This window comes from Bradyrhizobium sp. sBnM-33 (genome assembly GCF_032917945.1).
Taxonomy (GTDB): Bacteria; Pseudomonadota; Alphaproteobacteria; order Rhizobiales; family Xanthobacteraceae; genus Bradyrhizobium.
In genome coordinates, this window is the sequence record NZ_CP136624.1 from 3,275,310 (window position 1) to 3,301,968 (window position 26,659).

28 protein-coding genes and 2 pseudogenes are annotated in these 26,659 nt (G+C 57.8%); 12 read left to right on the forward strand and 18 right to left on the reverse strand.

Going from position 1 to position 26,659, the window contains the following annotated elements; all coding sequences use genetic code 11:
• Positions 1–2: 2 nt before the first annotated feature.
• Positions 3–218, reverse strand: a complete 216-nt coding sequence (locus RX328_RS15120; protein ID WP_213252476.1) for a DUF2945 domain-containing protein — start codon at positions 216–218, stop codon at positions 3–5.
• 218 nt (positions 219–436) lie between these two features.
• On the opposite strand from RX328_RS15120, the pseudogene RX328_RS15125 reads away from it, so the two are divergent.
• From RX328_RS15125 to RX328_RS15135, 3 genes and pseudogenes are all read left to right on the forward strand, one after another.
• A pseudogene (locus RX328_RS15125) lies at positions 437–609 on the forward strand (GTP cyclohydrolase I); the annotation flags it as partial.
• A 20-nt stretch (positions 610–629) separates the two neighbouring features.
• Entirely contained in the window at positions 630–2,156 is a 1,527-nt protein-coding gene (locus RX328_RS15130; RefSeq protein WP_213252477.1) for an FAD-dependent oxidoreductase, read from the forward strand.
• Between the two features lie 159 nt (positions 2,157–2,315).
• The gene (locus RX328_RS15135; protein WP_312018034.1) at positions 2,316–3,188 is read left to right on the forward strand and encodes a patatin-like phospholipase family protein; all 873 of its coding nucleotides are present in this window, start codon (positions 2,316–2,318) and stop codon (positions 3,186–3,188) included.
• 273 nt (positions 3,189–3,461) lie between these two features.
• Here the strand turns inward: RX328_RS15135 and RX328_RS15140 are convergent.
• The 8 genes and pseudogenes from RX328_RS15140 to RX328_RS15175 form a co-directional block, all read right to left on the reverse strand.
• Positions 3,462–4,110 (reverse strand): annotated as a pseudogene (locus RX328_RS15140) (TerC family protein).
• 87 nt (positions 4,111–4,197) lie between these two features.
• Positions 4,198–4,479: a hypothetical protein gene (locus tag RX328_RS15145; protein ID WP_213252478.1), complete on the reverse strand. Its 282-nt coding sequence runs from the start codon at positions 4,477–4,479 to the stop codon at positions 4,198–4,200.
• Positions 4,480–4,570: 91 nt separating this feature from the next.
• Positions 4,571–5,143 carry a DUF488 family protein gene (locus RX328_RS15150; protein ID WP_213252479.1) on the reverse strand — a complete coding sequence of 191 codons (573 nt, stop codon included), beginning with the start codon at positions 5,141–5,143 and terminating at the stop codon, positions 4,571–4,573.
• A gap of 4 nt (positions 5,144–5,147) precedes the next feature.
• The gene (locus RX328_RS15155; protein ID WP_213252480.1) at positions 5,148–5,642 is read right to left on the reverse strand and encodes a GreA/GreB family elongation factor; all 495 of its coding nucleotides are present in this window, start codon (positions 5,640–5,642) and stop codon (positions 5,148–5,150) included.
• Between the two features lie 150 nt (positions 5,643–5,792).
• A complete protein-coding gene (locus RX328_RS15160; protein WP_213252481.1) occupies positions 5,793–6,224 on the reverse strand; it encodes a DUF488 domain-containing protein in 432 nt (143 codons plus the stop codon).
• A 22-nt stretch (positions 6,225–6,246) separates the two neighbouring features.
• Positions 6,247–6,729 (reverse strand): hypothetical protein, encoded by a 483-nt coding sequence (locus tag RX328_RS15165; RefSeq protein ID WP_213252482.1) that lies wholly within the window; start codon positions 6,727–6,729, stop codon positions 6,247–6,249.
• A 485-nt stretch (positions 6,730–7,214) separates the two neighbouring features.
• The gene (locus tag RX328_RS15170; RefSeq protein WP_213252483.1) at positions 7,215–7,727 is read right to left on the reverse strand and encodes a DUF6306 domain-containing protein; all 513 of its coding nucleotides are present in this window, start codon (positions 7,725–7,727) and stop codon (positions 7,215–7,217) included.
• A 1,746-nt stretch (positions 7,728–9,473) separates the two neighbouring features.
• Positions 9,474–9,878, reverse strand: coding sequence for a PAS domain-containing protein (locus tag RX328_RS15175; protein WP_213252484.1), 405 nt, complete (start codon positions 9,876–9,878; stop codon positions 9,474–9,476).
• Between the two features lie 180 nt (positions 9,879–10,058).
• Here RX328_RS15175 and RX328_RS15180 point away from each other — a divergent pair, with 180 nt between their 5' ends.
• Positions 10,059–10,706 carry a GreA/GreB family elongation factor gene (locus RX328_RS15180; RefSeq protein ID WP_213252485.1) on the forward strand — a complete coding sequence of 216 codons (648 nt, stop codon included), beginning with the start codon at positions 10,059–10,061 and terminating at the stop codon, positions 10,704–10,706.
• Here the strand turns inward: RX328_RS15180 and rnk (RX328_RS15185) are convergent.
• The 3 genes from rnk (RX328_RS15185) to RX328_RS15195 all read right to left on the reverse strand — a co-directional run bounded on the left by rnk (RX328_RS15185) (position 10,605) and on the right by RX328_RS15195 (position 12,294).
• The gene (gene rnk / locus RX328_RS15185) at positions 10,605–10,943 is read right to left on the reverse strand and encodes a nucleoside diphosphate kinase regulator (protein ID WP_312018035.1); all 339 of its coding nucleotides are present in this window, start codon (positions 10,941–10,943) and stop codon (positions 10,605–10,607) included. The two genes, RX328_RS15180 and rnk (RX328_RS15185), sit on opposite strands and share 102 nt — an antisense overlap.
• Entirely contained in the window at positions 10,912–11,034 is a 123-nt protein-coding gene (locus tag RX328_RS15190; RefSeq protein WP_283772379.1) for a hypothetical protein, read from the reverse strand. The genes rnk (RX328_RS15185) and RX328_RS15190 overlap by 32 nt, the downstream gene beginning before the upstream one ends.
• Positions 11,035–11,607: 573 nt before the next feature.
• The gene (locus RX328_RS15195) at positions 11,608–12,294 is read right to left on the reverse strand and encodes a hypothetical protein (protein WP_213252486.1); all 687 of its coding nucleotides are present in this window, start codon (positions 12,292–12,294) and stop codon (positions 11,608–11,610) included.
• A gap of 450 nt (positions 12,295–12,744) precedes the next feature.
• Between RX328_RS15195 and RX328_RS15200 the strand changes: the two genes are divergently transcribed.
• Positions 12,745–13,602: a universal stress protein gene (locus RX328_RS15200; RefSeq protein WP_213252487.1), complete on the forward strand. Its 858-nt coding sequence runs from the start codon at positions 12,745–12,747 to the stop codon at positions 13,600–13,602.
• A gap of 30 nt (positions 13,603–13,632) precedes the next feature.
• Here RX328_RS15200 and mnhG read toward each other — a convergent pair whose 3' ends face one another.
• The 6 genes from mnhG to RX328_RS15230 are packed head-to-tail and all read right to left on the reverse strand — an operon-like array spanning position 13,633 to position 19,633.
• On the reverse strand, positions 13,633–13,983 hold the full coding sequence (gene mnhG / locus RX328_RS15205) for a monovalent cation/H(+) antiporter subunit G (protein ID WP_213252488.1): 351 nt from the start codon (positions 13,981–13,983) through the stop codon (positions 13,633–13,635).
• Positions 13,980–14,261: a K+/H+ antiporter subunit F gene (locus RX328_RS15210; RefSeq protein ID WP_213252489.1), complete on the reverse strand. Its 282-nt coding sequence runs from the start codon at positions 14,259–14,261 to the stop codon at positions 13,980–13,982. Before RX328_RS15210 ends, mnhG begins: the two co-directional genes overlap by 4 nt.
• Positions 14,258–14,746, reverse strand: a complete 489-nt coding sequence (locus RX328_RS15215; RefSeq protein WP_213252490.1) for a Na+/H+ antiporter subunit E — start codon at positions 14,744–14,746, stop codon at positions 14,258–14,260. The genes RX328_RS15210 and RX328_RS15215 overlap by 4 nt, the downstream gene beginning before the upstream one ends.
• Complete coding sequence (locus RX328_RS15220) at positions 14,743–16,311, reverse strand: monovalent cation/H+ antiporter subunit D (RefSeq protein ID WP_249726555.1); 1,569 nt, start codon at positions 16,309–16,311, stop codon at positions 14,743–14,745. The genes RX328_RS15215 and RX328_RS15220 overlap by 4 nt, the downstream gene beginning before the upstream one ends.
• A gap of 59 nt (positions 16,312–16,370) precedes the next feature.
• Complete coding sequence (locus RX328_RS15225; RefSeq protein WP_213252492.1) at positions 16,371–16,712, reverse strand: Na+/H+ antiporter subunit C; 342 nt, start codon at positions 16,710–16,712, stop codon at positions 16,371–16,373.
• Positions 16,712–19,633 carry a monovalent cation/H+ antiporter subunit A gene (locus RX328_RS15230; RefSeq protein ID WP_213252493.1) on the reverse strand — a complete coding sequence of 974 codons (2,922 nt, stop codon included), beginning with the start codon at positions 19,631–19,633 and terminating at the stop codon, positions 16,712–16,714. Before RX328_RS15230 ends, RX328_RS15225 begins: the two co-directional genes overlap by 1 nt.
• Positions 19,634–20,400: 767 nt before the next feature.
• Here RX328_RS15230 and RX328_RS15235 point away from each other — a divergent pair.
• The 7 genes from RX328_RS15235 to RX328_RS15265 all read left to right on the forward strand — a co-directional run bounded on the left by RX328_RS15235 (position 20,401) and on the right by RX328_RS15265 (position 26,602).
• The gene (locus RX328_RS15235) at positions 20,401–20,871 is read left to right on the forward strand and encodes a GreA/GreB family elongation factor (RefSeq protein WP_213252494.1); all 471 of its coding nucleotides are present in this window, start codon (positions 20,401–20,403) and stop codon (positions 20,869–20,871) included.
• A gap of 351 nt (positions 20,872–21,222) precedes the next feature.
• Complete coding sequence (locus RX328_RS15240; protein ID WP_249726544.1) at positions 21,223–21,615, forward strand: GreA/GreB family elongation factor; 393 nt, start codon at positions 21,223–21,225, stop codon at positions 21,613–21,615.
• A gap of 16 nt (positions 21,616–21,631) precedes the next feature.
• A complete protein-coding gene (gene rnk / locus RX328_RS15245; RefSeq protein ID WP_317258742.1) occupies positions 21,632–22,114 on the forward strand; it encodes a nucleoside diphosphate kinase regulator in 483 nt (160 codons plus the stop codon).
• Complete coding sequence (locus RX328_RS15250; RefSeq protein ID WP_317258705.1) at positions 22,077–23,312, forward strand: IS701 family transposase; 1,236 nt, start codon at positions 22,077–22,079, stop codon at positions 23,310–23,312. The genes rnk (RX328_RS15245) and RX328_RS15250 overlap by 38 nt, the downstream gene beginning before the upstream one ends.
• A 978-nt stretch (positions 23,313–24,290) precedes the next feature.
• Positions 24,291–24,548, forward strand: coding sequence for a PepSY domain-containing protein (locus RX328_RS15255; protein WP_213256901.1), 258 nt, complete (start codon positions 24,291–24,293; stop codon positions 24,546–24,548).
• Between the two features lie 76 nt (positions 24,549–24,624).
• Complete coding sequence (locus RX328_RS15260) at positions 24,625–25,008, forward strand: NUDIX hydrolase (protein WP_213256891.1); 384 nt, start codon at positions 24,625–24,627, stop codon at positions 25,006–25,008.
• Positions 25,009–25,519: 511 nt separating this feature from the next.
• The gene (locus tag RX328_RS15265) at positions 25,520–26,602 is read left to right on the forward strand and encodes a universal stress protein (RefSeq protein WP_213256889.1); all 1,083 of its coding nucleotides are present in this window, start codon (positions 25,520–25,522) and stop codon (positions 26,600–26,602) included.
• Positions 26,603–26,659: the final 57 nt, after the last annotated feature.

Here is a 26,659-nt window from a genome sequence, read left to right on the forward strand (position 1 = left end):
TCTCAGCCGTTAGTCTTATTCAGAGCCGCGCCTTTATCCATCGCGATGTGGTCGGTCTTATCGCTCTGGATTTCATACTGCGGTTCATCCTTGCTGGCGCGGTGCATATGTCCTTTGTAGTTAACATCCTTGAGGTGGACCCTGATAATCGTGCCGCTCACGTATCCTGCTTCCGAATTCCAGGTCACGTGATCGCCAACTGCGAACCGCTTTCCCATGAAGTACTCTCCGTACGATTTTAGGTGTGAGATTCGCAACGCGCCGGATTCCGTAGAGTTCCAGGCGCCCTAGCGTCGCGCCACACAGAACGCGTCCAGAATAACTCGGGGCGCACTTCCGGCCGCCCGTTATCAACCACGCAGCATGAAGTGTGTTATTAAATCTCAACTAAATTCGTTTGTCTGAAGTATGCGTTAGGCTCACGATGCTAGTGGCCGACGATGTGCTTAAGCAGCAGGGCGTTGGCGTAAATGTCAAGCCAACGCGTCACTGCATGACCACCCGCGGCGTGCACAAGCCCGGCACAGATCTGATCACTAGCCGGATGTTGGGCTGCTTCCGCACAGCGCGCTGACCCGACAGGAGTTTCTCTGCGTGGCCGTTCGATAGCGGCCTCTGAAGGAGGGAACATGGTGGAAGAAAGAGCCAAGTCCAGTGGTCCGGACCTTACGCAAGGCATCGCGCTGAGCATGTTCACGAACGAGACCCTACTTGGGCATGTCGACGATCAGGATGTTCTGCTGGTACGCGTCGGCCCGGAGATCTTCGCCGTCGACGCGCATTGCAGTCACTATCACGGACCGCTCGCCGAAGGGCTCGTGGTCGGCGACAGCATCCGCTGCCCCTGGCGGAACGCCTGTTTTGATTTGCGCACCGGGGAAGCAACCCGCGCACCGGCGCTCACTCCGCTCGCGGTCTGGCAGATCGAGTACGAAGGCGATTGCATCTTCGTTCGGCAAAAGCGCGAACAACCGAAACCGCTTGGCAAGGGACCCGTTGATGCGCCCGGCAAGATCGTGATCGTCGGCGGCGGAGCAGCGGGATTCGCTGCGGCGGAGATGCTGAGGCGGCAGGAGTTTCGCGGCAGCATTGTCATGCTGAGCAACGATACCGTGTCGCCAGTCGATCGGCCGAACCTGTCAAAGGAGTATCTCGCTGGCACCGCGCCGGAAGAATGGTTGCCGTTGGGTCCAGGCGGCTTCTACGCTGAAGCCGGTATCGATCTGCGGCTCAACACAGAGGTCCTCTCGATCGACACCAAGGCACGCAACGTCGTCATCGCAGGTGGCGGCGATATCCCCTTCGACCGCTTACTGCTGGCGACAGGTGCGGAGCCGGTGAAGTTGCTGATCCCGGGCGCGGACCAGCCGCACTTCCACACGCTGCGCTCGCTTGGGGATTGTCGGGCGATCATCGGGTCTCTGAACGGCGCACGCCGCGCTCTCGTGATCGGTGCCAGCTTCATCGGCCTCGAAGCCGCGGCGGCATCGCGTGCACGAGACATCGAAGTCCACGTCGTTGCGCCGGAGCAACGGCCGATGGAGCGCGTGCTTGGACCCAATATGGGAGAGTTCGTACGCGCGCTGCACGAAGACCAGGGCGTTATCTTTCATCTCGGTGATACCGTGGCCGAGATCGATGGCAAACGTGTGATACTGAAAAGCGGTGGCGTATTGGAGACTGACGTTGTGGTCGTCGGCGTCGGCGTGCGTCCGCGGCTCGGCCTAGCCGAACGGGCTCGTCTATCGCTGGAGCGCGGAGTTACCGTGAACGCCTATCTTGAAACCAGCGTCGCCGGGATCTATGCGGCGGGTGATATCGCGCGCTGGCCCGATCCGCATTCAGGCCAAAATATCCGGGTCGAGCATTGGGTGGTGGCGGAGCGTCAGGGACAAACCGCCGCTCGGAACATGCTGGGACAGCGTGAGGCGTTCGATGCGGTGCCATTTTTCTGGAGTAAGCATTACGACGTAAGGATCAACTACGTCGGTCACGCGGAGACGTTGGATGAGATTGCTCTCGACAGTAGCATCGCGGCCAGGGACTGCCTGCTGAAGTACAAAAGCAAGAGTCGCGTGCTTGCGGTCGCCTCGATCTACCGCGACCTTGCCAGCCTGCAGGCCGAACTAGCCATGGAGCGAAACGCGATGCGCTGAAGTCGCCTGACTGTTGTCGCGACGCCCGCGCTTCAGAATCGTTTCGAGCAGTTCAGCATGAGGAGTGTGACGCAGACGTCGCTCTCTACTGCCAGTTCGCGGGTTCGCGTCCACCCAATCTTGCAGTGAAACCCTTTCAAACGCAGGAGCCAGCATCCCGTGTCCAGCTACGACGAGCGATCGAGAACCGCTTTCGTGTTCGCAGGTGGTGGCAGCTTGGGTGCCATTCACGTCGGCATGCTGCATTCACTGGCAAGCCGCGGGATTGTCGCCGACATGGTCGTCGGCTCAAGCGTCGGCGCGCTCAATGGCGCCTACTACGCGGGAAATCCCACGCTTGAAGGGATCCAACGGCTGGACACGATCTGGCGCGGCTTGCGCCGGAGCGACGTGTTTCCATTGACGTGGCGGACGATAATGGGCTTTCTGTATCGGCGGGACTTTCTTGTTACGTCTGATGCACTGCGCCAGCTCGTCGATGACAATCTCGGCTACTGCAATCTGGAGGATGCAAAACTTCCGGTGCATATCGTTGCGACCGATATCTTGACCGGCGGTACCGTCGTGATGTCGGAAGGTCCGGCGGCGCGAGCCATCATCGCGAGCGCTGCCGTTCCGGCGGCGTTCGAGCCAGTGCACTTCAACGATCTTTATCTTGCGGATGGAGCGGTATCGAGCAGCACCCCGGTCACCGTAGCGGTTGCCCGTGGCGCGCGGCGCCTGATTGTTCTCCCTACCGGTTACGCCTGCGCTCTCGAGAAGCCGCCGGCCGGGGCCGTCGCGAATGCCCTGCACGCGCTGACTTTGCTGATCGCGCGTCAACTAGTAAACGAGTTGCGGGGCCTTGATCATAGCATCGACTATTTTGTTGTGCCGCCGCTCTCTCCGCTGACCGAGTCGCCATATGATTTCTCGAAGACCAGCGAGTTGATCGAAAGGGCAGCGAGGAGCACCGACGCGTGGCTTTCGGAAGGAGGTCTCGATCATCCCCGCGGTCATGCACAATTGAGCACGCACAAGCACAGGCATTAGCTCGTGAGGCAGGTCGTTCTCGGACGAATCAAGAGGCGCGAACGTCTCAAAGACCGTACCTTCTGAGTCGAGAAATGATAAAATGGTGTCGAAGCAGTTGGTGACAAAACGGCACCCGCCTTCGACCGTCTTGATTAAGCGGTTATCATCCCAAGTATCTATAATTGCGCTCGATCAGAATATCACGCCGCCGCCGGCTCTTCCAAGTCTGCACGTACCCCGTGGGCTCGCGTCACGCGAAGGCAGCAAGGCCGGGCTGATACTCATCAGCAATCATGATTGCCCTATCAGCGGCCAAACCTCGCTCATCCCGCGCCAGATCATATCTACGGCGACATACAGGATTACAAGCAATCCCACATATGCGATCCACCGGTGCCTGTGCAATAGGCGAGCGATATAGCCCGCCGCTATCCCCATCAGAGCAACTGATAAACCAAGCCCAATAATCAGAACAGAAAGGTGCTCTCGCGCGGCTCCTGCAACAGCCAGCACGTTGTCGAGGGACATTGAGACGTCGGCCACAATGATCTGACTTGCAGCCTGAGCAAAGGACTTCCGCGGTGCATGAGTTACAATTGTCCCGTCATCATTGATGTCCATATTGCTCATTGCTTCGATAGCGTCGTCGTGCCCCTCAGCGGAGAGCCGCAATTCTCGGAACATCTTCCAGCTCACCCAAAGCGAAAGAACGCCACCCGCAAGCACTAGGCCTACGACCTGTAACAACTGGGAAGTGGATGCAGCTAACGTTATGTGCAGGACCGTCGCTGCGATTATACCTACCAGCACAGCTTTCGTGCGTTGCTGCAGCGGTAATCCTGCCGCGCGCCAAGCCGATGACAATGGCGTTGTCAACGGCCAAGACCAAGTCGATCAAAACGACTGAAGTAGTGCCATGACTTCGTTTGAAATGGAGCATCGTCGAGACGTCTGACTTCCCGAAGGGTGATCCGGTCTGTTGAACGAGTTGTCCGATCCATTATCGAACTGGCGCCGATGACACGGATCAGAGCTCTAGCACTTGTTGCGGATCGCTAAGCATTCCCGCTGCAAATCCAATGAATGCATACGCGCCCGAAACATCCCACAAGGTAATGCCGACGCCATCACGATCGGACGACAAGCACCACGCGGCCAGTGCCACGATGGCTGAGAACGCTAGTGCGATCACACTCATCGATTCCAGCAGAAGAGGTGTTCGAGTCAGAAGCAGAAGGTCGGTAGGGGGGATCGCGACGGCCAACAAAAGGACTGCCGAGATCAGATACGGGCGTTTCCGGGTAAACATGACGCCTCCATAACGCTCTCTTCTGCGATTCCAGATCGAAGGGATGCGTTAAGGAAGAAGTAGGCGTGACCTTCGGTTCAGACAAACGAACTCAATTAGCGCTTTGCTGCAAGCATTTTGTTCTGGGAAAAGGAGGGCCCGGGTAGGAGAGCGAGCCGTCTGGCAACAGCACAGCCTCTCGAGTGAGAGATGCTGGCACGACCTGATTGGTCCCCAAGATGTGGAATACCGTCTCGCCCGCCGTGATGAGATAGTCAGTAATTATCCTTCGATGGCATCGCCACCAGACGGCCTCGGCACACATTATTGCAGATGTGGTCCCGTGTCCAAGTTTGCGCAGCCTGGCGAGGCCGGACCGAAACTCAGCGCTCATTGCGTAGTCTGCATAATTGTGAAAGCTCCGATTCTCCCAGAACGCATTCACGCTCGCCGGAACGTCTCGCCCCCTGCCGCGGAGTCCCCCTAGCTCGGGGATATGTTCGTAGCCGATTTCATACTCGGACAGTGCGTCAGCGAACCGGCCCGCATTGTACTGGGGATTGGTCAGCGAGCGCGGAATGCTTCGAACATCGACGACAAGCTTCACCTCTTGCGACCTCAGCAAGTTCATGAACTCACTGAAGGAGCGGGTGGAATGCCCGATTGTAAAGAAGCGAATCGTCATGTCTCTAAGCTTCCGTTCGACAAGGGTGCTCCTTCGTAACTTTCATTAGCCGTCGCATTGCCGACGTGTTCCTCGATCCCACTTCAAGAACCGCGAGGCTACGCTCTCTACCTTGCTCGATCCAACGAATCGATTGCCCCGGCCCAAGACCGATCAACGCACTTCCGATCGGAGTTAGCACCGAGATGCAGTGGCCGCGCTGAGCCTCGCCCGGGAAGACAAGCTGAGCTTGTTGAATTCGTGCATCTGCGTGATCCACGAATTTTACGTCACAATCGAGCCTTACGACCGAATTAGGCGCGACATCATCTGGCGCAACATCCGCACGCTCGATCTCCTCGCGAAGAAAACAAGCAACCTCCGTGTTCAATGCCGCCGGCGAGGCGCCAAGCAACGCGAACAACCGTTCACGGTCCGATGCCGTCAAGACGATAGGCGGCCTTTGTTCAACACGATTTCGCTCGAAGTCGTTCATGGGTGTTTCTTTCGCAATGATCATTACTGATCACCGAGTGCACTGAGGGCGATAGACCGGGCGAACTGCCTCGTCACACATGTAATCTGGGCCAGCCTGTTTGCAAACGTCTTGCGAACCTACGAACGCGACGAAGCCGCTTCAGCGGAAAAGTATCCGATCGATGACGTTCGGCTAGCGAAACCGCGATCGCCTACGGTGGGACGAAGTCGAGCGAGAATGAGGCCCTCGTGGGATACTCCGGCCAAGCAAAATCTCTCTCAGAACGACCGCGTCGTTATGAGCCTTATCATGCGCTGCAAAAATGAGTGTAATCCGTCCTCCTTGGGCGAGAGCGCGTAGTTTGTCGAGCCGGTCGCCGTGCTGATGGACCTCTTCGGAGTAGCGGCGTCGAAACTCGTTCCAACGAGCCGGATCATGCCCGAACCTCCTCCGCAGCGCAGTGCTGGGTGCAATGTCCTTGGCCCACAGGTCAATGGCAGCATCTACTTTCCTGACCCCACGAGGCCAAAGACGGTCGATCAGTATTCGAGTCCCGTCACCGGAGCGATCGGCATCGTATGCCCGTCTTAGCTTGACGTTCTTAGCAACAATCCTTCTGCCCATCGATACTGCTCCCGTATCTCGATTAATCTGTTCCAATTCCGCGCGATGATCGTGTGTCGGTGTGCTCCGGTGCAGCTCTGCTGACCACGTGGGTCGGATCGCCGGAGTCCTTGGTTAAGCTCTGCATGCTGTTTCCCGAAATGGCGATCGACATAAATAGCATCCCGGCGACCACCCAAAACGTCAACCTGCCGTTACCATCGCCCGCCGAGAGCGGAGTAGAGCGGGGATGACCATGTGACGGCAGAAGATCGATCAAACGAACCGCCACTATGCTCGCCTCTGACGGCGACCAATGGTCGCTATTCGATTTCCAGATCTTTGTAGCAAGGCTGTTTATCGCCTGAGCCTCAGGAAGCTGAGTCAGGCGAGCCGCCTCCTGCCAGGGATCGACATCCTGACGGGCGAGTAGGGACAAGACGCTCAATGTCATCTCATCTGTCTCGCAAACCGAAGCGAATAGGAAAGCATCATACTGGGATTCGAGACCAGATAGTTCGGTCATATTACGCTCCCACTCTCGAAGGAAATGTCCGGTTGGCAAACGGTGCGGCATCGTTGCGCTATCGGGGCTGCGGTATCCTGGGCGCCGTCAGCAGCGTCTGACAAGCGACAAATATTGACAATTCATAATCACGAAATTGATAGGTGCCTCCGTTGGACCGTTGGTCCGCTAGCGTTTCTCCGTGTTCGGACCACGACGCTGGAGGAGTCTGCTGACGAGCGGGTAATCTTCGGGGGATCGCTTGCTGGAAATGTGCCCTCCAACTCCTCATCTAACCGACGGTCGATTTCTCTCTTTTTTCGTTGTGTAAAGGTTTTTGCGCTCATGACGAACTCCATCCATCTTATACATGTGGTGCAGCACAATTGTATCTTGGTGCGGCTCCGATCATTCGATTCAACGCTCGACTTGAAGCAATTGTCCCCGTCAATCCAACCATCTCGCGAAAGAATGGACGGAAATCATGAAGGTCGGACCAGAGCGAGCTAGGTAACAAACGTTTCAAGCTGCTCGACCTGTTTACGGTGCAGCAGCAGCAAGTACATAAGCTTCGCATTCAATTTTGAATCGAAGATGTTCAGGACGGCTTCCTCAATCATATCGGCCAGCCTAGCCTGGTTGCGGCTTGCGAATCCGATTGTCCGTCCGAAGCTGCAATCGCTGTTAGGAACAGCGGTTGTCCTCTTGCGACGAATTATGTTGGCGCCACCTCTTGCGGCCATCTCCTTTTTGAGAAGGATGCAAATCGCGGCCTGAGCCAGTTCGGACTCAAAAGCGAGGTCTGCAACCTGAGAGTCGGCCGTGCGTCCGATTGCTGCATATGCAGTGACGCCGATGCGTTCACTTTCAAGAAGCTCTTTGAGAAAATTCAGTATCTCTTCCCTAGACCAATAACCGAGGTAACTGGGGTCGCCCGCATTCGTCCTGCGAGGAGAGGACGCGAAATGTTGGGTCGTGTCGTCTAAGTCCGCTTGTTGGCCTAACCGGGCTTTCCGCATGATTTCGTTTCCCTGCGAGAACGAGATGAGAATCTGCAGCCGTCGTACTCTTCAGACAGAGTGTTGCTTGGCTGCTGCGCACAACTACTTGCTATTCAGCCAAGTTCTACAAGCGAAAAGTATTGTCAGTTTGCATCAAGAAAGTTGTTACTTGAAAGAGTTGGAGTGGCGCAGTGCGCGATATGCGTATGTTACGCGGGCGCCGTCTTCCACCTCGCGGGCGGAGCGAGCGGACCGGGCTCATTGGGTGACGCTGTGGACACGCTGACGTGCAATTGGTCAGCGGCGTTGATGAACATCGCGCCGATAACAGTGGCCGATAGCATTGAAGGAGCGCGCATAAAGATGATGAACCTTCATGCTAGCAGGTCCAAGTCATTAGCGGAGTGATAGTACGACGGTGAGGCGTCTGATCGATCAGCACTCGTTATCGACGTTAGCAATTCCGGTGTGCCTCAAAGCATTGGTGTCAAATTGGATCGAGCGGGATGTTGGATATCGGCGCTGCTTTCGTAGCCATAGGCCTACTCATGATCTTCACGATATCGACAATTGGATTGGCCGCGACGTAACGACGGGCGATGGCCCTGTTCGGCTAGGCCAAAGGCTGACATTGACCAGCAAGAGGCCTCCAGGCGGCTTTACTCGGCGGGCGGCTCCCTCCCTTTCCTAAACGGATCGGCCGCATCGTCGTGACCGCTGCGGCTGCTGAAAAACATGAGGGCCATCAGACCGCATCCAATGAGAAGCGAAAAGAATGTGCCGAGACCGAGGGCGATCCAGCCGTGCTTATCCATCACGACGTCGCCGGAGGAGTTCCATACCATCGTTGCCCATATGCCAGTGAGAATGAGCAAGGCAACGAGAACTGCGATAAGAGCGATTTGGCCCGGGCTAAGTCGTCGCATGGGTAGCGCCTTTCTGTTCCCATCTCCGACAGGCGAGTTGAACCAGCCGAGGCATTCGCTCCTCAGCGAAATATGGATCAGGACGGGGCGGTTCGCCTATTTGGGATACTTTGGTCATGTACCTATGGAGGTTGTGGTCGATACCACCTCCAAGTGACCCAGCTGTTCCTCTACAATACGTTCGCTGGCAAACAAGCTTAAGCCCACACAATGGCAGCTGGAGCTGAGCAAGTCTCGATCGACAACAAAAGCCTGCGCACGAATGAAGATGCCAATAGTCTCTCATCGAAGGATGCAGCATGCAAATGAATTTAATTCACATTTGAATGCAACCGTCATGCTAGATGAGGTCCCTGGACATCGAATTGGCTGGGACGTTTTTGGAGATCGCCTCGACGGCAAGCTTCATCAAGGCTGCCGAGTGACTACATGTCGGTCAAACAATCATCAGCGCTTGGGTACGCTTGAACAGCTTGGGCGTCCGCTTTTTGTCCGGAACAAAGCCGGAGCGTCTCTGGCCCCAGCCGAACAGCAATTTCTGCGTTTCGCACCAATCTTTGTGCAACTCTGGCCACGTGCACCAGCAAGTGGCCGTGCCAGCCGGAAATCGCGCGGTGCTTGCCGGTGGGTAGCGAGGTCCCTGTGGCAGTCTCTCTTGCTCAACTGGGTTCGGCGGATGCGACGTTCATACGCTCTTCGCGTTCATGTCGATGTCCACAGGATCCCATCACTCATGTAGCAGCGGGTTGTCGACATCACGTGTGCGCCTCAACACCGCCATGACTAAAGATCGATCTGGTAATGGAAGAGGATTTGTCCTGCATGGCTACGATCCCGATCAGGTCGTGCGGACTGCGGAACGCTCTCGCTCGACGCGTTCGGTGACGTCGCGTGCCACGGCGACCGAACCAAGCACTTCGCCTTCGTCGACCTTGACGATGGCAAAGGTCATTTCGACGTAGAGTTTGCGTCCGCTTTTGTGCAGCGCCCGGGTCAGCGTCGGACGACCTTGAAGCTTCGTTGCGCCCGTTGTCATCGCTGCGTTAAAGCCGCTCCAGTGCGAGGCGCGCAGATGCTCTGGAATGATCAGATCGAGGCTCCGGCCGAGCGCCTCTTCCGCGGAGAAGCCAAATATACTGGTCGACGTGCGGTTCCATCGGACAATTTCGCCCGATCGGTTTGCGTAGACAACGGCATCGGCAATTTGATCGAGAATTCTCTCAGCCAAGAGTCGGTCTTCCATGGGTTAGCCTCCCGGATATCGGCTCCGCGACGAACGCTAGACGTCTTCTGATTGTCGAGCAACCTGCTGGTCTCGAGGATTGCAGCAATGGTTTTGAGCCCGAGGCGCAAGTTTTTTCGCTTGTAGAAAGCGAGTGGTAAGCGAGAATTTGCGTGGCTGGATACGACAGGAGCCTGGAAAATGGATGCCGCCGAGTACCATCATCCCGTGACGCTTCCCCCGGTCATTATTTCAGAGACGGATCGAGAGAATCTGTACGCTATTGCCACCTCCGCGCTGACGAATAGTCGCATGGCGCCGGCTGCGTCAAACGTATTGCGGGAGATCTATCGAGCGACAATTGTCCCTAATGATCAGCTTCCAACGAATGTTGTGGCTGTCAACTCACGCGTAGATGTACGGGACAACGTCGCCGGCGCGAACAGGCGAATAGTCCTCGCCCTGCCAGACGAAACGTCTTGCGAACCGAACGCGGTTTCGGTGTTGAGCCCGCTGGGCGCGGCCTTGATTGGACTGTCGGAAGACGCGTCGGTCGAATGGTGCACTGCAAGCGGCGATCGAAAGAGTATAACGGTTCTTCGCTCCACGCCGCAATGCTCGCCGATAGGAAAGTATCGCAACTCGAAAAGCCCATGTGAGGAAAATGCGGGCAAGGCGAGTAGGGCAGGCAATGTATACAACGCTTCCGTGCGACGGGTTTACAACGTCGCACGGTCAAGCATCGTGTCAGCGCCGATGAAGTTTGCGGACCGAGATTACGGTGAGTTGCCGCGTCTCTCCAAGGGGCGTTTCCCACGTGATCGAGTGTCCGGTCCGCAGGCCAATTAGGGCTGTTCCGACCGGGGTCATCACGGAGATCTTCCCTTGCGAGATGTCGGCTTCGTCAGGATACACGAGTGTAACCCGACGGGCACGCCCCGTCGTATCATCGCGAAATTCGACGTCGTCGTTCATGCCCACGAACTGGTTCGCTATTTCGTCCCGGCCTAGCACGTACGCGCGGCCGACCTCCGCGGCCAACTCAGACGCCAGATCAGGCAGTCTGTTCTGAGCCGCGCGCGCCAAGCGTGGAAAGCCGATTATAGTCCTTTGCTGAGAGGATGATCGCGGGCTTGACGTCGCTCCTCGCCATGGTGACTGTCTTTTCAATTGTCATCTCAATTTCCCTGATTCATGCTCGCCAAGTCGCCGTTTTGCTAGGTAAGCATCGGCGGTCGGACGGCACCGAAGTCATTACGTTATCTTCCTTAGGCGGTCTGCACTGCGGCTTCCGGCGTTAGCTGCCGGCTGATTGCTTGTTAAGCGTTGGTCCGACGATCAGTCAGGGCGTTCTTGGCCCCGCTGGGGCTCCGACGAGGTCTCGGTGCGCTGAATCCATCGGGGTCAAAAAACAACACCAGGCCTAGCCACAAAATCAGGACAGTCGCTGTTAGTATTAGCAACATTGACATCATCACTCCTCTATCACGCGAGCTACGACCGTTCCGCCTGGCAGGCGTGCAACGACGCGTGCCAAGCGGATCGAGTAGGTGAGATTGCAAAAATTGGATAGAATCATCCCGGCCGGCGTAAAGCCGTCCGGGCTACCCGCCAGCTTGCAGGAGGCCCACGCGAGATTGTAGGGGGAGCGCTTTAGACATCATCATACCTACGAGCTAATCATGAAATCAGAAACGTCAAGTCGTCGTTATTTCACTTCCACGCTCGTACAGATCGTCTGTATCGAAGCTCAGGAAAATTTATCGGCAAACTGCTTTGCTAGCGCTTCAGCGGTAGCATCGGCAATTTGATAGATGTGATCTTTCATCTCTTCCCAGGTGTGAGCCTCGGCTTCGTACTTGCGACCTTTCAATTGTTGGATCTGCTGGATGTGATGACCGCCATGCGCCAAAAGAAGGTTGTTAACTGCATTCTTCGGCAAAAAAGGGTTTGCTTTGCTTAAGAAGCTTGCAATCTCCTCAGCGTTCGACGTCAGAGATTGAGTTGCCGTGCCTTGCTTGGTAGCGTCGTCTGCGACCGTCGCCACAAGGTAGGCCTTTACAGCACCATAGTGCCCCGCGAGGAGCTTGAAGAAGGTGTCCTTGGCCGCTGCTCCGTAAAATGGTTCGATGGTCGCGGCGATGGACTGCGCGTTGGTGACGGCTTGTTGCTCTGCTATTGTTGCGGCGGCGTCGTGCTTTTCGATCGTGGCTACCGAGACCGCTCTTACCCAAAAGATATGTCCTATCCAAAGATCTCGAAGAAGCGCTGCGGTCTCGAACGTTTTATCGGTGCGGGCCTTTCTTTTGGCGCGGTGAGAATGTCTGCTGGCCGCGAAGGCACTTCCGGAGAGTGGCACTAACGCTGCGATAGCGGCACCGACGGTTAAAAGCTCGCGACGATCGGTGAGGGCCAGTCGTATTACGTTCCGTGACATTGAAGCCTCCTCGGACGGATCAGCACCGTTTGGCTTGAGTGGTTTAAGAGCTTGTATTTCACCAAGGGTATGATCGGACAAACGAATTTAATTGTGATTTCAAATCATCATCGTTGCTAATCCTGCACCGAAGACGCTGCGTCGAGCCGCAGTTCTCGGCACCGAGCTTTCGGCCACGCCGACTGCAGAACTGGTAGGATGGCCGACATCAAGAACCGTGTCGTGAGTTGTTGAAGCCGACTTATCACGCAATAACACGTGCAGACTGGCGCGTAGATAATCTGCACGCCAATGCCAAGAAGGCTAGCGACAACGCGTCGCGTCTTGTCGTTCCGTCGAAGGGTGGCTTTCATAATCGGACGGGACCAACTGATACGAGAGGGAATCACAAAGTGGCGGACTGGGTCTTTTGATGGGTAGACCTGGGGAATCTTCGTTAGGAGTGATCGTATGCAGATCCTGGCAGCAACGGATTTTTCCACACGTTCCCAGCGGGCGTTGCGTCGAGCCGGCCAGTTGGCTCAAGCCGAGGCCGCGGAACTCGCCATCATCCATGTTGTGGATGATGATCAACCGCAGCGTCTCGTTGAGATGGAGGTGCGGGAGAGCGGGCGCATGCTTGCGGAGCTGACCAGCGCTGTATCAGAATTGCGCGACGTACGATGCCACCCGATCGTTGTAAAGGGTGACCCTTTCGACGCCATCGTTCGGACAGCGGCGGCGCAAACCGCTGATCTCATCGTGATGGGTGCACACCGCAAGCAGTTATTGCGCGATATCTTCGTCGGCACGACAATTGAGCGCGTGATCCGTACCGGACGTCATCCGGTGCTTATGGTAAATAACGAAGTGAGCGCACCTTACGAGGTTGTGCTGACTCCTGTCGACTTGTCGGACGCATCCGCGAACGCGATCAGGGCTGCCCGAACCGTGGGGCTGATCGACGGAGCCCGCCTGGAGATCCTTCACGCATTCCTGCCGGTGGGGAAGGGGAAGATGTCGATGGCGGGTCTCGATCAAGCCGACATCGACGAGTACGTATCGAACGAACGTCAAGAGGTGACGGAGGACCTGACGGCGTTCTTGCTCGAGAACGATCTTGGTGGGCTTGGAGCGTCTCTGCGCATTGAGGAAGGTGGTGCTTTCGAAGTAATCTCAGCGGGAGTCGATAGGATGAGGCCTGATCTTGTGGTCATTGGAACGCATGGCCGTTCTGGATTGCTGAAGGTGCTGCTCGGAAGCGTCACCGAAGAAGTCCTGCGTTCGTTGAATGTGGACATTCTGGCTGTGCCACCTAAGCGGCAATAGTGTCGCCACCCCGTAGGCGCGAGCAGGACATTAGTCGCTGTATCGCTCGCGAACGTGGGGCGCGTTTTCGGCTGTGTCGCGAAACCGCGCAGCGCCTACCAATAGGGTCAGAGCGACGGGCGTGGTCACGGCACCTAACCCAATAATCAGGATTTCGTGCAGCACGGGCCGGCTCTGGAGGACTGAAAAGTAAACGATTGAAGCAAGCGCGACGAATACGGTGCCGAGCGTTGTCCCCAGCGTCGGCGCATGGACCCGCTCGTAGAAGGTGCCGAGCCGCAAGAGACCGAGCGAGCCGACCAACGTGACCGCCGCACCCATCAAAAGGAGAGCTGCCGTCAGAGCAGCAGCCCAAGCCGGCACTTGTTCGATAGCGTTCATTCGATCACCTCGCCGCGTAGCAGGAATTTGGCCAAAGCAACGGTGCCCACAAAACCTAAGAAGGCCATCGCCAGAGCCGCCTCGAAATAGAGCGTGTTACCCGATCGGATACCGAACGTCAGAAGCAATAACATCCCGTTTACATACAATGTGTCGAAGCCCAGCACGCGATCCTGTGCGCGCGGGCCCCGCAAGATGCGGAAGGCGGCGCAGCCCATGGCCATCCCCAGCAGTATATGTGCGACGGCAAGCGAGTATGTCAGCACGAGGGGGGTCATGCGAATATCTCCAGCAGATGACGTTCGTAGCGGCCCTTGATCGTGCGGATCCACTCGCCTTCATCGATCAGGTCAAGAACATGGATCATCAACAAGCCCTTCTGTGCATCGAGGTTGACCCACAGCGTGCCGGGAGTCGAAGTGATGATGCAAGCTAATAGGGCCAGCCCATAGGGATTGCGGATGTCGAGGGGGATGGTCACGAACCCTGATGTTCGCTGTCGCCTTCCAAAGCCGAGAATGATCCGGCCGACCGCGATGTTTGAGCGCATGATGTCCAACGACACCAGGCCCAACAATCGGAGGAGGGCACTCGGCCGGCGAACGCGCGCTCTTGGCAACTGCAGGGTGGTCAGGATCCAGCCGCCGACAAGCGCGATCACGCAACCGATGAAGAACTGTCCTAATGAGGTTGTTTGATTGAGCAGCAGCCACAGCACCAGAAGGCCGAAACTCACGAACGGAAAAGGTAGCAGTCGTGTCATATGCCGCCTGCCTTTCGGGTGCTGTGTCCGCTGGTCTCCAGGACGTCGCGGATGTAGCCGCCCGACGCGTGCAGCGACTGCGCTGTAGCCTGCATGAAACGCATGACCGGTCCGGCTTGTACGGTTTGGGCCGCGCAAAGGATCAAGAGGAACATGACTGGCGCCATCTCGATCACGCGCACACGCGGCACGGTGCGATCCGGCGAGGCCCAGAAGGAGCGGATGCCCGCTCGCGTCATCGCGACCAGTGTCGCAAAGCCGGACGAGATTAGTATCACGAGGATCGCCCATCCACTGCCAGGAATGGCACCCGTCCGGTGTATCTCTGACGGATGGAGGACGGCGGTAAGGAGAGCGAATTTGGCGATGAACCCCGACAACGGCGGTAACCCGGCGATGACAAGCGCACACCCGATGAAAGCAACACCGAGCAGCCCCATCGTGGCCACGATGGCCATGCCGACCTCCTCTTCCCCTTGGTCCGCGTCATCATCTTCTCCGTAAGCCTCTCGCGTGACGGCGATCATGTCCGCCCCAGGTTCGCGCCCGCGCTCGATCAGTTCGACCAGAAGGAAGAACGCGCTGATGCCGAGCGTCGAGCTAACCAGATAAAAGAGCGCTCCACCGGTGACACCTGTTTGTCCCATCCCGGTGGCGGCCAGCACCGTTCCAGAGGATACGAGCACCGAAAAAGCGGCGAGACGGGCCGTGTCTTGCGATGCCAAGGTGCCGATTGCGCCGAATACGATCGTCGCCAACCCGCCGAACAACAACCAGCTGCTGCCGAAGCCCGCCGATGCGCCAGCACCGTCGCCAAAAAGCAATAGCGAGAGTCGCAGTACGATATAGACGCCGACTTTCGTCATGATCGCAAAGATCGAGGCCACGGGCGGACTGGCTGCTGCGTAGGTCGTCGGCAGCCAGAAACATAGGGGCCACATTCCGGCTTTGAGCAGGAAAGCCATCGCCAGGATGCCGGCACCCGCCTCGAGCAAACCGCGGTTCTCCGCAGCGATGATTGGTACCCGTGCAGCAAGGTCTGCCATATTGAGGGTCCCGGTAACGCCGTAGATCAGACTGACGCCGATCAGAAACAGCAGCGATGCCACCAGGTTCACTACGATGTAATGCAACCCGGCCTTCACCCGCGCAAGGCCGGAGCCATGCAGAAGAAGACCATATGACGCCGCCAGCAATAGCTCGAAGAAAACAAACAAGTTGAAGAGATCACCCGTAAGGAAGGCGCCATTGAGGCCCATTAACAGGAACTGAAAGAGGGGATGGAAATGCGCGCCGGCACGATGCCAGCGGGCGAGCGAGAACACCACCGCGGCCAAGGCTAGTGTGCTCGTGAGGAGCAGCATAAGAGCGGAGAGACGATCCAGAACGAGCACAATTCCAAACGGAGCCGGCCAATCGCCGATACGATAGACTTGGCTGATCCCCGTCTGACCCGCATCCGACATTTTAAGCAAAGCAATCGCGATGCAAGCGAGCGCAAAGGTTACGGCAACATTGACGGCAGCCATGATGTTGCGGTGTCGTTCTCCGCTAAGGAGCAGCATGCCGGCGCCGGCAACGAGGGGCAGGACGACTGGCGCGATAATCAGGTTTGCTACGCCGCTCACGTTTCTGGCTCCTGACCGTCAACATGATCAGTCCCTGCCAGGCCGCGCGATGCAAGGAGGACAACCAGGAACAGTGCCGTTGTCGCGAAGCTGATAACGATCGCAGTCAGAACGAGCGCGTGTGGGAGCGGATCAGCATACTGCGATGCATCCCCGGTTTCGGGCGCAACGAGCACCGGTGCTCCCGTCCGCAACCGTCCCATGGCCACGATAAAGAGATTGACCGCATAGGAGAGTAGTGACAGCCCGATGATTACTTGAAACGTGCGCGGTCGCAGGATCAACCACACACCAGAGCCCGCAAGCGCACCTATACCGACGGCCAGGACAATCTCCATCACACCACCTCCTCCTTCGGCCGATCGGCGGACGCGCGTTGCTCTCTCTGGAGCGGGACACCGTAGCGCCGCAGGGATTGATGCGCGATCGCGATCAGCAGCAGTACCGTTGCCCCGACGACGAGCGAGAACACGCCGATGTCGAAGACGAGAGCGCTGGCCGTCGGAACGCGCCCGATCAGAGGCAGTTCGGTGTAAGCAAAGTATGAGGTCAGGAACGGGCGTCCGAAAACCAAGGCGGCAGCTCCCGTACCAGCCCCCAATAGGAGGCCCAATCCCATCCAGCGCACCGGCATGACGTGCAGACGCGCCTCCACCCATACCGTGCCGCGAGCCATGTACTGCAGGATGAATGCGGAGGCCATGGTGATGCCAGCGACGAAGCCTCCGCCCGGAAGGTCGTGCCCGCGCAGCAGCAGGAAGATGGCCGTTACGCCGATCGCCGGAAATAGCAGCCCCATTATCAGCGCTGCCGTAGCTATCGTATCCTGTACAGTATCACCCTTCTTGCGATCGGGATGCGCGTGGTCGTAGGCGTCCTGAGCATGCTGCTGTTCGGGGACGGGAATGCTTTCGGGCGCCGGACGGAAGCGGCGTAGCAACGCATAAACGGTCAGCGCAACGACCGCGAGCACGGTGATCTCGCCCAACGTATCGAAGCCGCGGAAGTCCACGAGGATGACGTTCACCACATTGGTTCCGCCGCCCATGGTGTAAGCGTTCTCGACAAAATACCGCGAAATACTGTTGGGAGCAGGGCGCTGCATCACCGCTAATGCAAGGCCCGCTAATCCGACGCCTACGAGCAGCGCGATAGCGAAATCGCGAACGCGGTGCCATCGGATCCTGCCGACGGTGGTGCTCGGGGCGATTTCCGCGACGCGCTTCGGCAGCCATCGCAAACCGAGCAGTAGGAGTACCGTCGTTACGGTTTCGACGACGATCTGCGTCAGAGCGAGATCGGGCGCGGATAGCCAGACGAAACTGATGCAGGTGACGAGACCCGCGCCGCCGAGCAGTATCAGCGCGGCCACGCGGTGAAATTTAGCCCGAAGGGCGGCACCCAGCGCGCAAGCAATCCCAATGGTCCAGAGCAGTCCAAAGGCGACGTCGAGTTGGCCCCGAGGCGAGTCCCCGACCATGATTCCGCGTGCATAAAGCGGTAGCAGGGCAGCGACGAACGCTGTCCCAGCCAAGAGCCGCAGCTGTGGCTGTAGATGCCTCGTCCCGAGATTGCCTTCAAGCCATCGTGCTAGTCGCCAGGACAACGTCACAAGCACCCAGTCAAAGATCCGCTTGCCATTGATACGACGCAGCAGGGGCGGTCCCTCACGTGTGAGCAGATAGGAGCGCAGCATCGCGTAAACGGCCAGGCCGCCGGCCATTGCGACGAAGCTCATCAGGAGTTCGGGCGTAAAGCCGTGCCAGACAGCTAGGCTGTACTCTGGCATCGCCGAGCCGAGAACCGCCCGGGCGGCCGTATCGAGGATCGGCGCTACGGTAAACGACGGTGCGACGCCAACGATAAGGCACGTCAGCACGAGAAGTTCAGCCGGAAATCGCATCAGGAGCGGTGGCTCGTGCGGAATGCGTGGCAGGCCTATAGGAGCCGGGCCAAAGAACACGTCGCGAATGAATCGCAGCGAATAGGCAACCGTGAACGTGCTGGCAAGGGTGACGATATATGGAAGCGCTTGATCGACGAGCGAGTTATCATGGATCTCGATCGTTTCGGCAAAAAACATCTCCTTCGAAAGAAAGCCATTCAGCAAGGGCACGCCCGCCATCGCTGCGGCGGCCACCATAGCCAGCGTCGCCGTGATCGGCATGAAGGCCCATAGCCCACTGAGGCGACGAATGTCGCGTGTGCCGGTTTCGTGATCAATGATGCCTGCCGCCATGAACAGCGACGCCTTGAAAGTCGCGTGGTTGAAAATATGGAAGATCGCGGCGATCTGCCCGAAAGGTGTATCGAGTCCCGTCAGGAGCGTGATCAACCCGAGGTGGCTGATTGTCGAGTAGGCCAGCAGTCCCTTTAGATCTTGCTGAAATACTGCGAGAAACGCGCCCAGGAAAAACGTGATCAGGCCAGCCGATCCTACCAGCCATAGCCATTCATTCGTTCCACCCATTGCCGGCCAGAGCCTTACCAGAAGGAACACGCCGGCTTTCACCATTGTTGCGGAATGCAGATAAGCCGAGACCGGAGTTGGAGCGGCCATGGCGTGGGGCAACCAGAAATGAAATGGAAACTGGGCGCTCTTCGTGAGGGCGCCGAGGAGGATCAGGATCAGTGCTGGAATATAAAGCGCATGCGAACGGATCACATTACCGGACGCCAGCACCCGCTCCAGGTCGTAGCTGCCAACAATGTGTCCAATCACCAGTACGCCGGCGAAGAGGCAAAGGCCGCCAGCCGACGTGATGGTTAAGGCCATCCGTGCGCCGTCGCGAGCGGCCGCGTTGTGATGCCAATAGCTGATCAGCAGGAAGGAAAACAGGCTCGTCAACTCCCAAAAGAAGACCAGCTGCAGCAAGTTGCCGGAGAGCACGATGCCCAGCATTGCCCCCATGAACGCAAGCAGGAAGGAGAAGAAGCGCGGAACGGGATCGCTGGGAGACATGTAGTAGCGGGCATACAGCACCACCAGGAATCCGATGCCGGTGATCAGCATGGCGAAGGCCCATGCGAAGCCGTCTAGCCTCAGGACGAACTCGAGTCCAAGGTCTGCGACCCACTCCGTTCGTAGTCGGATCACGCCACCATTCGTGACACTCGGATAGGCCGTCGCTGTCAGGCCAAAAGCAATAAGAGCGACTGCGCCGGCGAGCCACGCCTCGGCGTTGCGTGCGTTGACCCGCAGGACGGCCGCAATACAGCTCCCGGCGAAAGGAAGGACGAGAACGGCAAGGAGGAACATTTGCGTTCATTACCCTTACTGGAAGGTTCCGGGAGAATTGTCTCCCACCATCGGTAATTGCATAGCTGAGGAGATTGGATATCTCCACAGCCAGATTTGCAGTTTCGCGCTGACCAATTGTGCGAAGTCGCTGCGACCCGCAAGCCGCTACCAACTGGCCCAGAAGTTTTGTGAGTACTTTCGTTGATGATTCAGCGGCATCAGCGCCATTATCGAGCCGGCCAGATCCAGTACGGTAGCGTACCAATAGCAGCCGAAAGAGCAGCCGCGAGAGCGCTGAGCAAAACATAGAAGGCGAGGAGCGCAATCACTCGCCAGCCACTTGTCTCAACCGGCCGGATGTCCTCGTCTTGGCTGAAATTTGGGACAGCGTCGCGTTTCATAGAAAGCTGCTCGTTGTTCCGATGCTCGCGCGCATGTGAGCGATGGACCCTCAACCACTATAACCCGGGTCACGCAGAAAACGGCTCACGTTGACGTCAAACCGCCTCGCCGTCGTGACAGTGTCAGCCAAGCGGGCGGAGCCTGGCGTGAAGTGCGCGCTTTCGCCGCAATGTTGGCAACGCGATCTGAGGTTATGTTGGACTCATGACGATTTTCTTCGACATCGATCCGCGCATAGCGCGGCTCTGCCCATACGCTGGCCGCCTGCAAGCACGCGTTTAGCCGGACGGCTGATCGCGCCGTCCGGGCTCTCTTCTCAACAACAGTTGGTTTGTGGCTTCCCGTAAAGGAGCCCGACTCGCCTTGAGCAGAAGGAGTGCGCTGTGCTGCCTCTTCCCAAGATCGTCCTTTCCGTTTCCGACCATCCTCGTCTTGAGCAACTCGCGCGGGCCGCAGCCCAACAAGGGGACATGTGCGCGATGTTCCTGATGGTCGAGATCAACCGCGCGGAAATTGTCCCGGACGATACCTGCGATACTCAATCGATCGTAACAATCGGATCCTGGATCAGGTACTGGTCGAATTGGGGCGCCCCGCGGAAGACGGTGCAACTGGTCTGGCCCGAGGACTGCACGTCCGACCTTGCCCAGATATCCGTTCTATCGCCATTGGGAGCTGCATTAATCGGTCTCCATGTTGGCGACCAGATGCCGTACTTCGTCGCCGGCTGCATGAACGTGGTCAGAATCGAAAGCGTCACCGGACCCGAGTCCAATGTTGTGCCGCTCGTTCGTGCTCCCGTGTTCGCCGACAATGACCCGATTGATGACGATCCGGGGCCCACCGCGGCCTGATCAGAGGAGAGCGCCATGAGCAAGAAGAAGCGCAGGTTTGGTCGCGCTACAGGGCACGGCGAACGTCCTATGGTGGCCACGACATGATCCACGTCCTCGACATCGATCAGCGCATTGTGCGGCGTTGCTTGCACGCCGGACGGCTCCAAGCAGGAGCTTAGCCGGACGGTACTTGGTGCCGTCCGGATACCCTTCCTTCATCAAACAGATTTGGTGTGTGGCTCTCCCGAGAGGGAAGCCCAAACGAGGAGGCATGTCGTGAACAACCCCTCTATCCCGGAAATCACTCTTCCGGCGACTGACCATCGCCGCTTGGAACGGCTCGCGCGGGTGGGCGCAGATCGAGGCGACTTGGACGCACGTTTTCTGTTGAGTGAGATCAACCGTGCGGAAGTCGTCCCTGATCGCGCAGCCAGATTGGACAGCATCGTCACCATGGGTTCGTGGGTGACGTTCTGGATCAACTTGGGCTTCCCCCGCGAGACGAGGCAACTGGTGTTTCCCGAAGACTATACGTCCGAGCGAACCCAGATCCCCGTGATGTCACGGTTGGGCGCAGCGTTGGTGGGGCTGAAGGTCGGAAGCGAAATCCCCTTCTTCACCGCTGGGCGCACCAACGTCGTTAGGATCGAAAGCGTCAGTCGAGGTGATCCGAATGATGTTGTCAGGGCTCTGTTTAGCAATCCGCTGGTCAAGGGCAAGAAGCTCTTTGAGGACGATGATCCGGGACCATCAGCCGCTTAGGAAAGGAGAGAAGGTAATGAGCAAGACTAATCGCAAGGGCAAGCCCGAAATCGTGTTGCCGCCCATCACCGTGATCGAGGATGAGGCGAGGCGTCTCAACGCTCTGGCCAGTTCGAGCGCGGTGCTCTTCCCGCGCGTGGCCCATTTCCTTGCACAGGAGATGGAGCGTGCAAGCGTGGTGGCAGACAATTCCGATCTGCACGGCGTGGTCCGCATGGGCTCGCAGGTCCGGTACTGCGATGACAAGACCGGTGACGTCCGGGACGTGGTGTTGGTGTATCCGCACGAAGCGGACATAACACTAAAGCGCGTCTCGGTTCTGACGCCGGTCGGAGCTGCGTTGATCGGCCTGTCGGTTGGTCAGGCCATCGAGTTTCAAACGCCGGGGCACAACAAGCGGTCCTTGACGGTCCTAGCATTACAGTTGCGTTCTTGGAAGGTTTCTGAATCCATGGGCAACCATGATTCGGAGATCGTGGACGCGGGCAGCGTCGATTGAGGAGACGCTTGCGTTGTGGGCGGCGTCGCTTCGAGAGATCAAGAAGCTGATACGTCCGTTGTTCACGCAAGAGCGTGTTGCGATGAATGCAGGCCTGTTCCTGGAAGGTCTGCTCGGAGATGAGCAGCGCAAGACCGGTTGGATGCGCGCGGAGGCGGCTGGCGATCCAGGCCCATGGCGGCAGCAGGCAATCCTGGGTCGTGGGGATTGGGACGCTGATGCCCTGCGCGATATCGTGCGCGACTATGTCATCGAGCATTTGGCGGATGACGATGCGGTCCTCGTGATCGACGAGACCGGTTTTCTCAAGCAGGGCAAGGCGTCGTGCGGAGTGGCGCGGCAATACACTGGTTCGGCGGGCAAGATCACGAACTGCCAGATCGGCGTCTTCGCTGCCTATGTTTCGCGCCACGGTCATGCATTCATCGATCGTGCGCTGTATCTTCCGAAGGAGTGGACCGACGATCCGGATCGTCTGGAAGCGGCCTATGTGCCTGCCGATGTCGGCTTTGCGACCAAACCAAAGCTTGCGACGAGAATGATCGCACGCGCGATAGCCGCGCCTGTACCATTCAGGTGGGTTGCCGCTGATACCGTCTACGGCGTTGGCGACATCGAACAGCAATTACGTCGGGCAGGCAAAGGCTACGTGCTTGGGGTCAGCAGCGCTCATGTGTTTCGATCTTGGGGCAAACGACCGCCGGTCGCCGGTACGGCCGCAGACATCGCGCGGACGCGGCGCTCATCCGACTGGAAGCGCTTGTCGGCAGGAGCCGGAACCAAGGGACCGCGGCTGCACGATTGGTGTTATCTCGAATTGGCCGACCTCGAGGTCGAAGAATTCAACAGCGCAAATCAAGGTCTGTGGACGCGCGGTCTACTGATCCGTCGTCGCATCGCCGATGGTGACCTCGCCTTCTTCACCACCTGGTGCCCAGCGGGAACATCAATTGAAACGCTGATCGCGGTCGAAGGCCATCGATGGGCGATCGAGGACAGCTTTGAAACCGCGAAAAACGAGTTCGGGCTCGATCACAACGAGAGCAGATCCTGGCATGGCTGGCACCGTCACGTGTCCCTGGTGATGCTTGCCTTCGCCATGATGGCCGCGATCCGACATCGAGCTAACCCGCCACCGCCCAAAAAAACAAAACGGCGCCCCCCGGCAAAAGCCAAAACACAACCACGGCGCCGCTGATCCGTTGGTCAATCCAGGAAATCCGCCGCATTGCCATCAGACTCGCTCGAAACCGTATTCAACCCGCACACATCATCGCATGGTCATTCTGGCGTAGAGCTCATCAGGCGGCCGCTCAGCGCGCGCACGTCAAAACAAAAAGGCAACTGTAATGCTAGGGGTGTCCAACTGAAAGGAGGCGTTGCTATGCGCGACGTTTCAACTAAACAGGCCTCCTTAACAGTCGTCGGTATTACCGTCGTTTTGGCTGCCGTGTTCTATCTTGCGACCTTCTTCAAGGCTTGAAGATCCAACCTCCAACGTGGCCGTACCCCTCTCGGTCTATGATCGAGCTGGGGCACCTCCATTACAGCGGGGACTGCTCACCGCGCGGATCGCGTCATCTACCAGCATGACTTCACGGTTGTAGTCCGCGATGTCTACTGACCATTCGCCGACGAGGTTGATCGAATGGTGTTTGTTGCTGCGCTGCATGAGTCCGGTTGTGGCACTTTTCGAACCTGAAGGATCTGGCCTGCGATGCCCGTTGTTGAGGGCAAAGCGGACTTCCCAGCCGCTCGCTCACTTTGGTGCTCAAGACGAGTTCCTGCTGGCTGCCACCGCCCAGAACCTCCGAAAGCTGGCAAAGCTGGTCCCGCTGTCCGCCCCGATGCCGGCCTGATAGCAAACAAGCTCCCGCGCGCCTCTCTCCTCGCGCCACCCAGAACAGCTAAGGCGCCGACTTCTTCAACACAATCGGCACCTTTGAGACATGCCCGCCTGTCCTGAGAACGTCCATTCATCGAGGGAGACCGGAAGTCGCCGTGACCCAAACCGGAAGTCGGCATGCTAACGATAAATGAGAACGGATGAGGCGGCACCTATTGGCTCCGCCTTGTCCTTAAGACCGCGTTTGTCCATTATCGTCGTCATATCCGAAGACGATGCAACCAGGTTCCGCAAGCAGGCTGAGGAAGCCCGTCAGCAAGGAGGCTCGCCATGAACAAACTAGCGTCTGTTGCTTTCGCCGTGGTCCTTTCGGTGGGTTCGCTGGCAAGGGCCGACCAGCCGGGACCGGACTGGATGCCCGCCCAGCAAGTGATCGAGAGGGTTCTCAAGTCGGGTTACACGCAGGTCAGCAAACTTGAAGCCGACGACGGTCGATGGGAAGGCGAAGGCATCAAGAACAGCCAGAAGATGGACTTTCATGCCGACCCGAAGACTGGCGAAATCACATCCGAAAAGCTCGACGACTAAGGGCACCGCCTATTATTGCGTCGAGCATCTTATAAAATCATCCAAATGATTCGATGTTAGGCGGCGCAGAATAGGAATGGCCAAGTCATCAAAACTCGTTGCGGCAAAACGCGGGCGGGTCTTGTTGGTTAGAAGAAGGCGCGACCGGTTATGGATGTTTCCGGGGGGCCGCAGGCGTGGCCGGGAAACGGAGAAAGGTTGCTTGCGCAGGGAAATCCGGGAGGAGCTTCCAAAGCTCAAGCTGGGACGCTTGAAGCTCTGGAAGGAGGTCAAGGCCAAGAACCCCAGATCAGGACGAAAGATGAGCGATGCTATATTTATCGCTGACAAAGCCTCCGGTCGTCTTGCCATCGGTGACAAGAAGGAAATCGACAAGGCGGCGTGGCATAAACCGCGCGGGATCCGATTAACACCGACCTCTCGTTATATCCGCGACAAGCTGTTCCCCAAGCGAGGCTAACTACTTCCGCGTTTGGCACTTTTCGGATCTTCCGAAGCGGCCTGACTATGTCAGTTCATCGCGCCAAAGCAGAGTTCGCAACTGGGCACACCGAAGTCCGAGAGTGGCTACTTTTGAGACATGCTGATGGACTCTGAGAAGGTCCGCTTATCGGGAACGGCCGGAAGGGATCGGCGCCCCGTCAAATCGACGCGAATGATCCAACCCAGACATAGGGTGACGACGCGACGCGCGTCCGTCATTCGCAGGAAGACCCTTGGAGATCTTAGGCAGGGTGAGCGAAAACGGGCTACGGGTCTCCACTGCCGTGCGGACGATTTCTTGCTCCAGCGAGAGTGCGTCCTCCTTCACTTTCGTTCGCGAGCGCGTAGGTAGTTCTTACCATAAGCCCGCAAGCATTAATCCCTACGCGGACCTGGGCGCATTTCGCGCCGGGGCGTGCTACGCCCTATCCCAGCAAATGGGCCAACCACGAGCGCGCACCGTGAATAGCTCACGACGGAACGGAGGATTGAACAATGAAATTGCGCGTAAGATCTTGAGAATTGAGGTGACGGAAAGCGACATTCGAGGCTCCGCTATGGTCAAGAATATGCAGCTTGCTCACATCGCACGCAACTCCGAAGCGGAACATCAAAGGCGCGCCGCTAAAAGCCCAAACGACTTGGCACGTTCCATGCGACAGGAGCAGTGCGGTATGAACGCGCCAAGCCGGATCAGCGGGCCAGCTAAAAAGATTCTCTTAGCGACGGACCTTAGTGCCCGCTGCGACCGCGCACTCTACCGAGCGGCCATGCTTGCAAAACAGTGGCAATCGTCGCTAATCGTCTTGCATGTAGTTGAAGATCGCGACTTGAGCATCCCGGATGAAGCCGGACTGCCGTCGTGGCGACGCCCGCGTGATCCGATCGATACTGCCAGAAAACACCTCCTAGCCGATGTCGACGCACTTCCGGCCCGGCCAGCCGTGCGAGTCGCCGAGGGAAATCCGGTAGAAGCCATTCTAGGCAGTGCCGGCGCGGAAAACTGCGACCTGATTGCAATCGGCGTCGGAAGAGGCGAGTCGCTCGGACATTTCGTATCGGGCAGGACCGCGGATCGACTATTTCGTCGGTCTCGGCTGCCGCTCCTTGTTGTGAAGGGCCGTCCTCGCCGGCCGTACGAAAATATTGTTTTCGCTACCGACCTCTCCGATTCCTCACGCTATGCGCTGGAAACAGCCGCACGCTTTTTCTCTGGACAAAGGCTAACAATCTTTCACGCGTACAGCCCACCGTCCGGGCTGATAACTGAATCAGCGTTGCGTCGACAATATCGTATGGAAGTCGAGCAGGAGGTGCGTGCGTTTTTGGCAGAGGTGGACAAATCAGCGCCCGGTTGGCAACAGCCGCATGTGCTGATCGAGGATGGCGCACCAAATCTTCTGTTGCGCGACTATGTGCGAGACAAAGAGGTGGACCTGTTAGTGCTTGGTACGCACGGGCGGAGTGCCTTCTTCGAGATATTTCTAGGGAGCGTCGCAAAAGCGATCGTGGATGACGTACCTTGCGATGCCCTCGTTATCCGAAAAGCGAGCGCAGCGATCGAAACCTAATCAGAGCATGCTGTCTGTACGGAGCTGTTCCATCGAACGACCAACTCCATCGGGCGA

What these genes read in the sequence shown, in the direction of transcription:
- RX328_RS15160 (WP_213252481.1), bottom strand. Translation starts at nt 6,224, where the DNA reads ATGGGCAGAAGGATTGTTGCTAAGAACGTCAAGCTAAGACGGGCATAC.
- RX328_RS15220 (WP_249726555.1), bottom strand. Translation starts at nt 16,311, where the DNA reads ATGCTGCTCCTTAGCGGAGAACGACACCGCAACATCATGGCTGCCGTC.
- RX328_RS15155 (WP_213252480.1), bottom strand. Translation starts at nt 5,642, where the DNA reads ATGATCATTGCGAAAGAAACACCCATGAACGACTTCGAGCGAAATCGT.
- RX328_RS15260 (WP_213256891.1), top strand. Translation starts at nt 24,625, where the DNA reads ATGGCCAAGTCATCAAAACTCGTTGCGGCAAAACGCGGGCGGGTCTTG.
- RX328_RS15150 (WP_213252479.1), bottom strand. Translation starts at nt 5,143, where the DNA reads ATGACGATTCGCTTCTTTACAATCGGGCATTCCACCCGCTCCTTCAGT.
- RX328_RS15165 (WP_213252482.1), bottom strand. Translation starts at nt 6,729, where the DNA reads ATGACCGAACTATCTGGTCTCGAATCCCAGTATGATGCTTTCCTATTC.
- RX328_RS15145 (WP_213252478.1), bottom strand. Translation starts at nt 4,479, where the DNA reads ATGTTTACCCGGAAACGCCCGTATCTGATCTCGGCAGTCCTTTTGTTG.
- RX328_RS15170 (WP_213252483.1), bottom strand. Translation starts at nt 7,727, where the DNA reads ATGCGGAAAGCCCGGTTAGGCCAACAAGCGGACTTAGACGACACGACC.
- RX328_RS15230 (WP_213252493.1), bottom strand. Translation starts at nt 19,633, where the DNA reads ATGTTCCTCCTTGCCGTTCTCGTCCTTCCTTTCGCCGGGAGCTGTATT.
- RX328_RS15130 (WP_213252477.1), top strand. Translation starts at nt 630, where the DNA reads ATGGTGGAAGAAAGAGCCAAGTCCAGTGGTCCGGACCTTACGCAAGGC.
- RX328_RS15180 (WP_213252485.1), top strand. Translation starts at nt 10,059, where the DNA reads ATGGATGCCGCCGAGTACCATCATCCCGTGACGCTTCCCCCGGTCATT.
- RX328_RS15195 (WP_213252486.1), bottom strand. Translation starts at nt 12,294, where the DNA reads ATGTCACGGAACGTAATACGACTGGCCCTCACCGATCGTCGCGAGCTT.
- RX328_RS15190 (WP_283772379.1), bottom strand. Translation starts at nt 11,034, where the DNA reads ATGACAATTGAAAAGACAGTCACCATGGCGAGGAGCGACGTCAAGCCC.
- RX328_RS15175 (WP_213252484.1), bottom strand. Translation starts at nt 9,878, where the DNA reads ATGGAAGACCGACTCTTGGCTGAGAGAATTCTCGATCAAATTGCCGAT.
- rnk (WP_317258742.1), top strand. Translation starts at nt 21,632, where the DNA reads ATGAGCAAGACTAATCGCAAGGGCAAGCCCGAAATCGTGTTGCCGCCC.
- RX328_RS15225 (WP_213252492.1), bottom strand. Translation starts at nt 16,712, where the DNA reads ATGGAGATTGTCCTGGCCGTCGGTATAGGTGCGCTTGCGGGCTCTGGT.
- RX328_RS15250 (WP_317258705.1), top strand. Translation starts at nt 22,077, where the DNA reads ATGATTCGGAGATCGTGGACGCGGGCAGCGTCGATTGAGGAGACGCTT.
- RX328_RS15215 (WP_213252490.1), bottom strand. Translation starts at nt 14,746, where the DNA reads ATGACACGACTGCTACCTTTTCCGTTCGTGAGTTTCGGCCTTCTGGTG.
- RX328_RS15255 (WP_213256901.1), top strand. Translation starts at nt 24,291, where the DNA reads ATGAACAAACTAGCGTCTGTTGCTTTCGCCGTGGTCCTTTCGGTGGGT.
- RX328_RS15210 (WP_213252489.1), bottom strand. Translation starts at nt 14,261, where the DNA reads ATGACCCCCCTCGTGCTGACATACTCGCTTGCCGTCGCACATATACTG.
- RX328_RS15120 (WP_213252476.1), bottom strand. Translation starts at nt 218, where the DNA reads ATGGGAAAGCGGTTCGCAGTTGGCGATCACGTGACCTGGAATTCGGAA.
- mnhG (WP_213252488.1), bottom strand. Translation starts at nt 13,983, where the DNA reads ATGAACGCTATCGAACAAGTGCCGGCTTGGGCTGCTGCTCTGACGGCA.
- RX328_RS15200 (WP_213252487.1), top strand. Translation starts at nt 12,745, where the DNA reads ATGCAGATCCTGGCAGCAACGGATTTTTCCACACGTTCCCAGCGGGCG.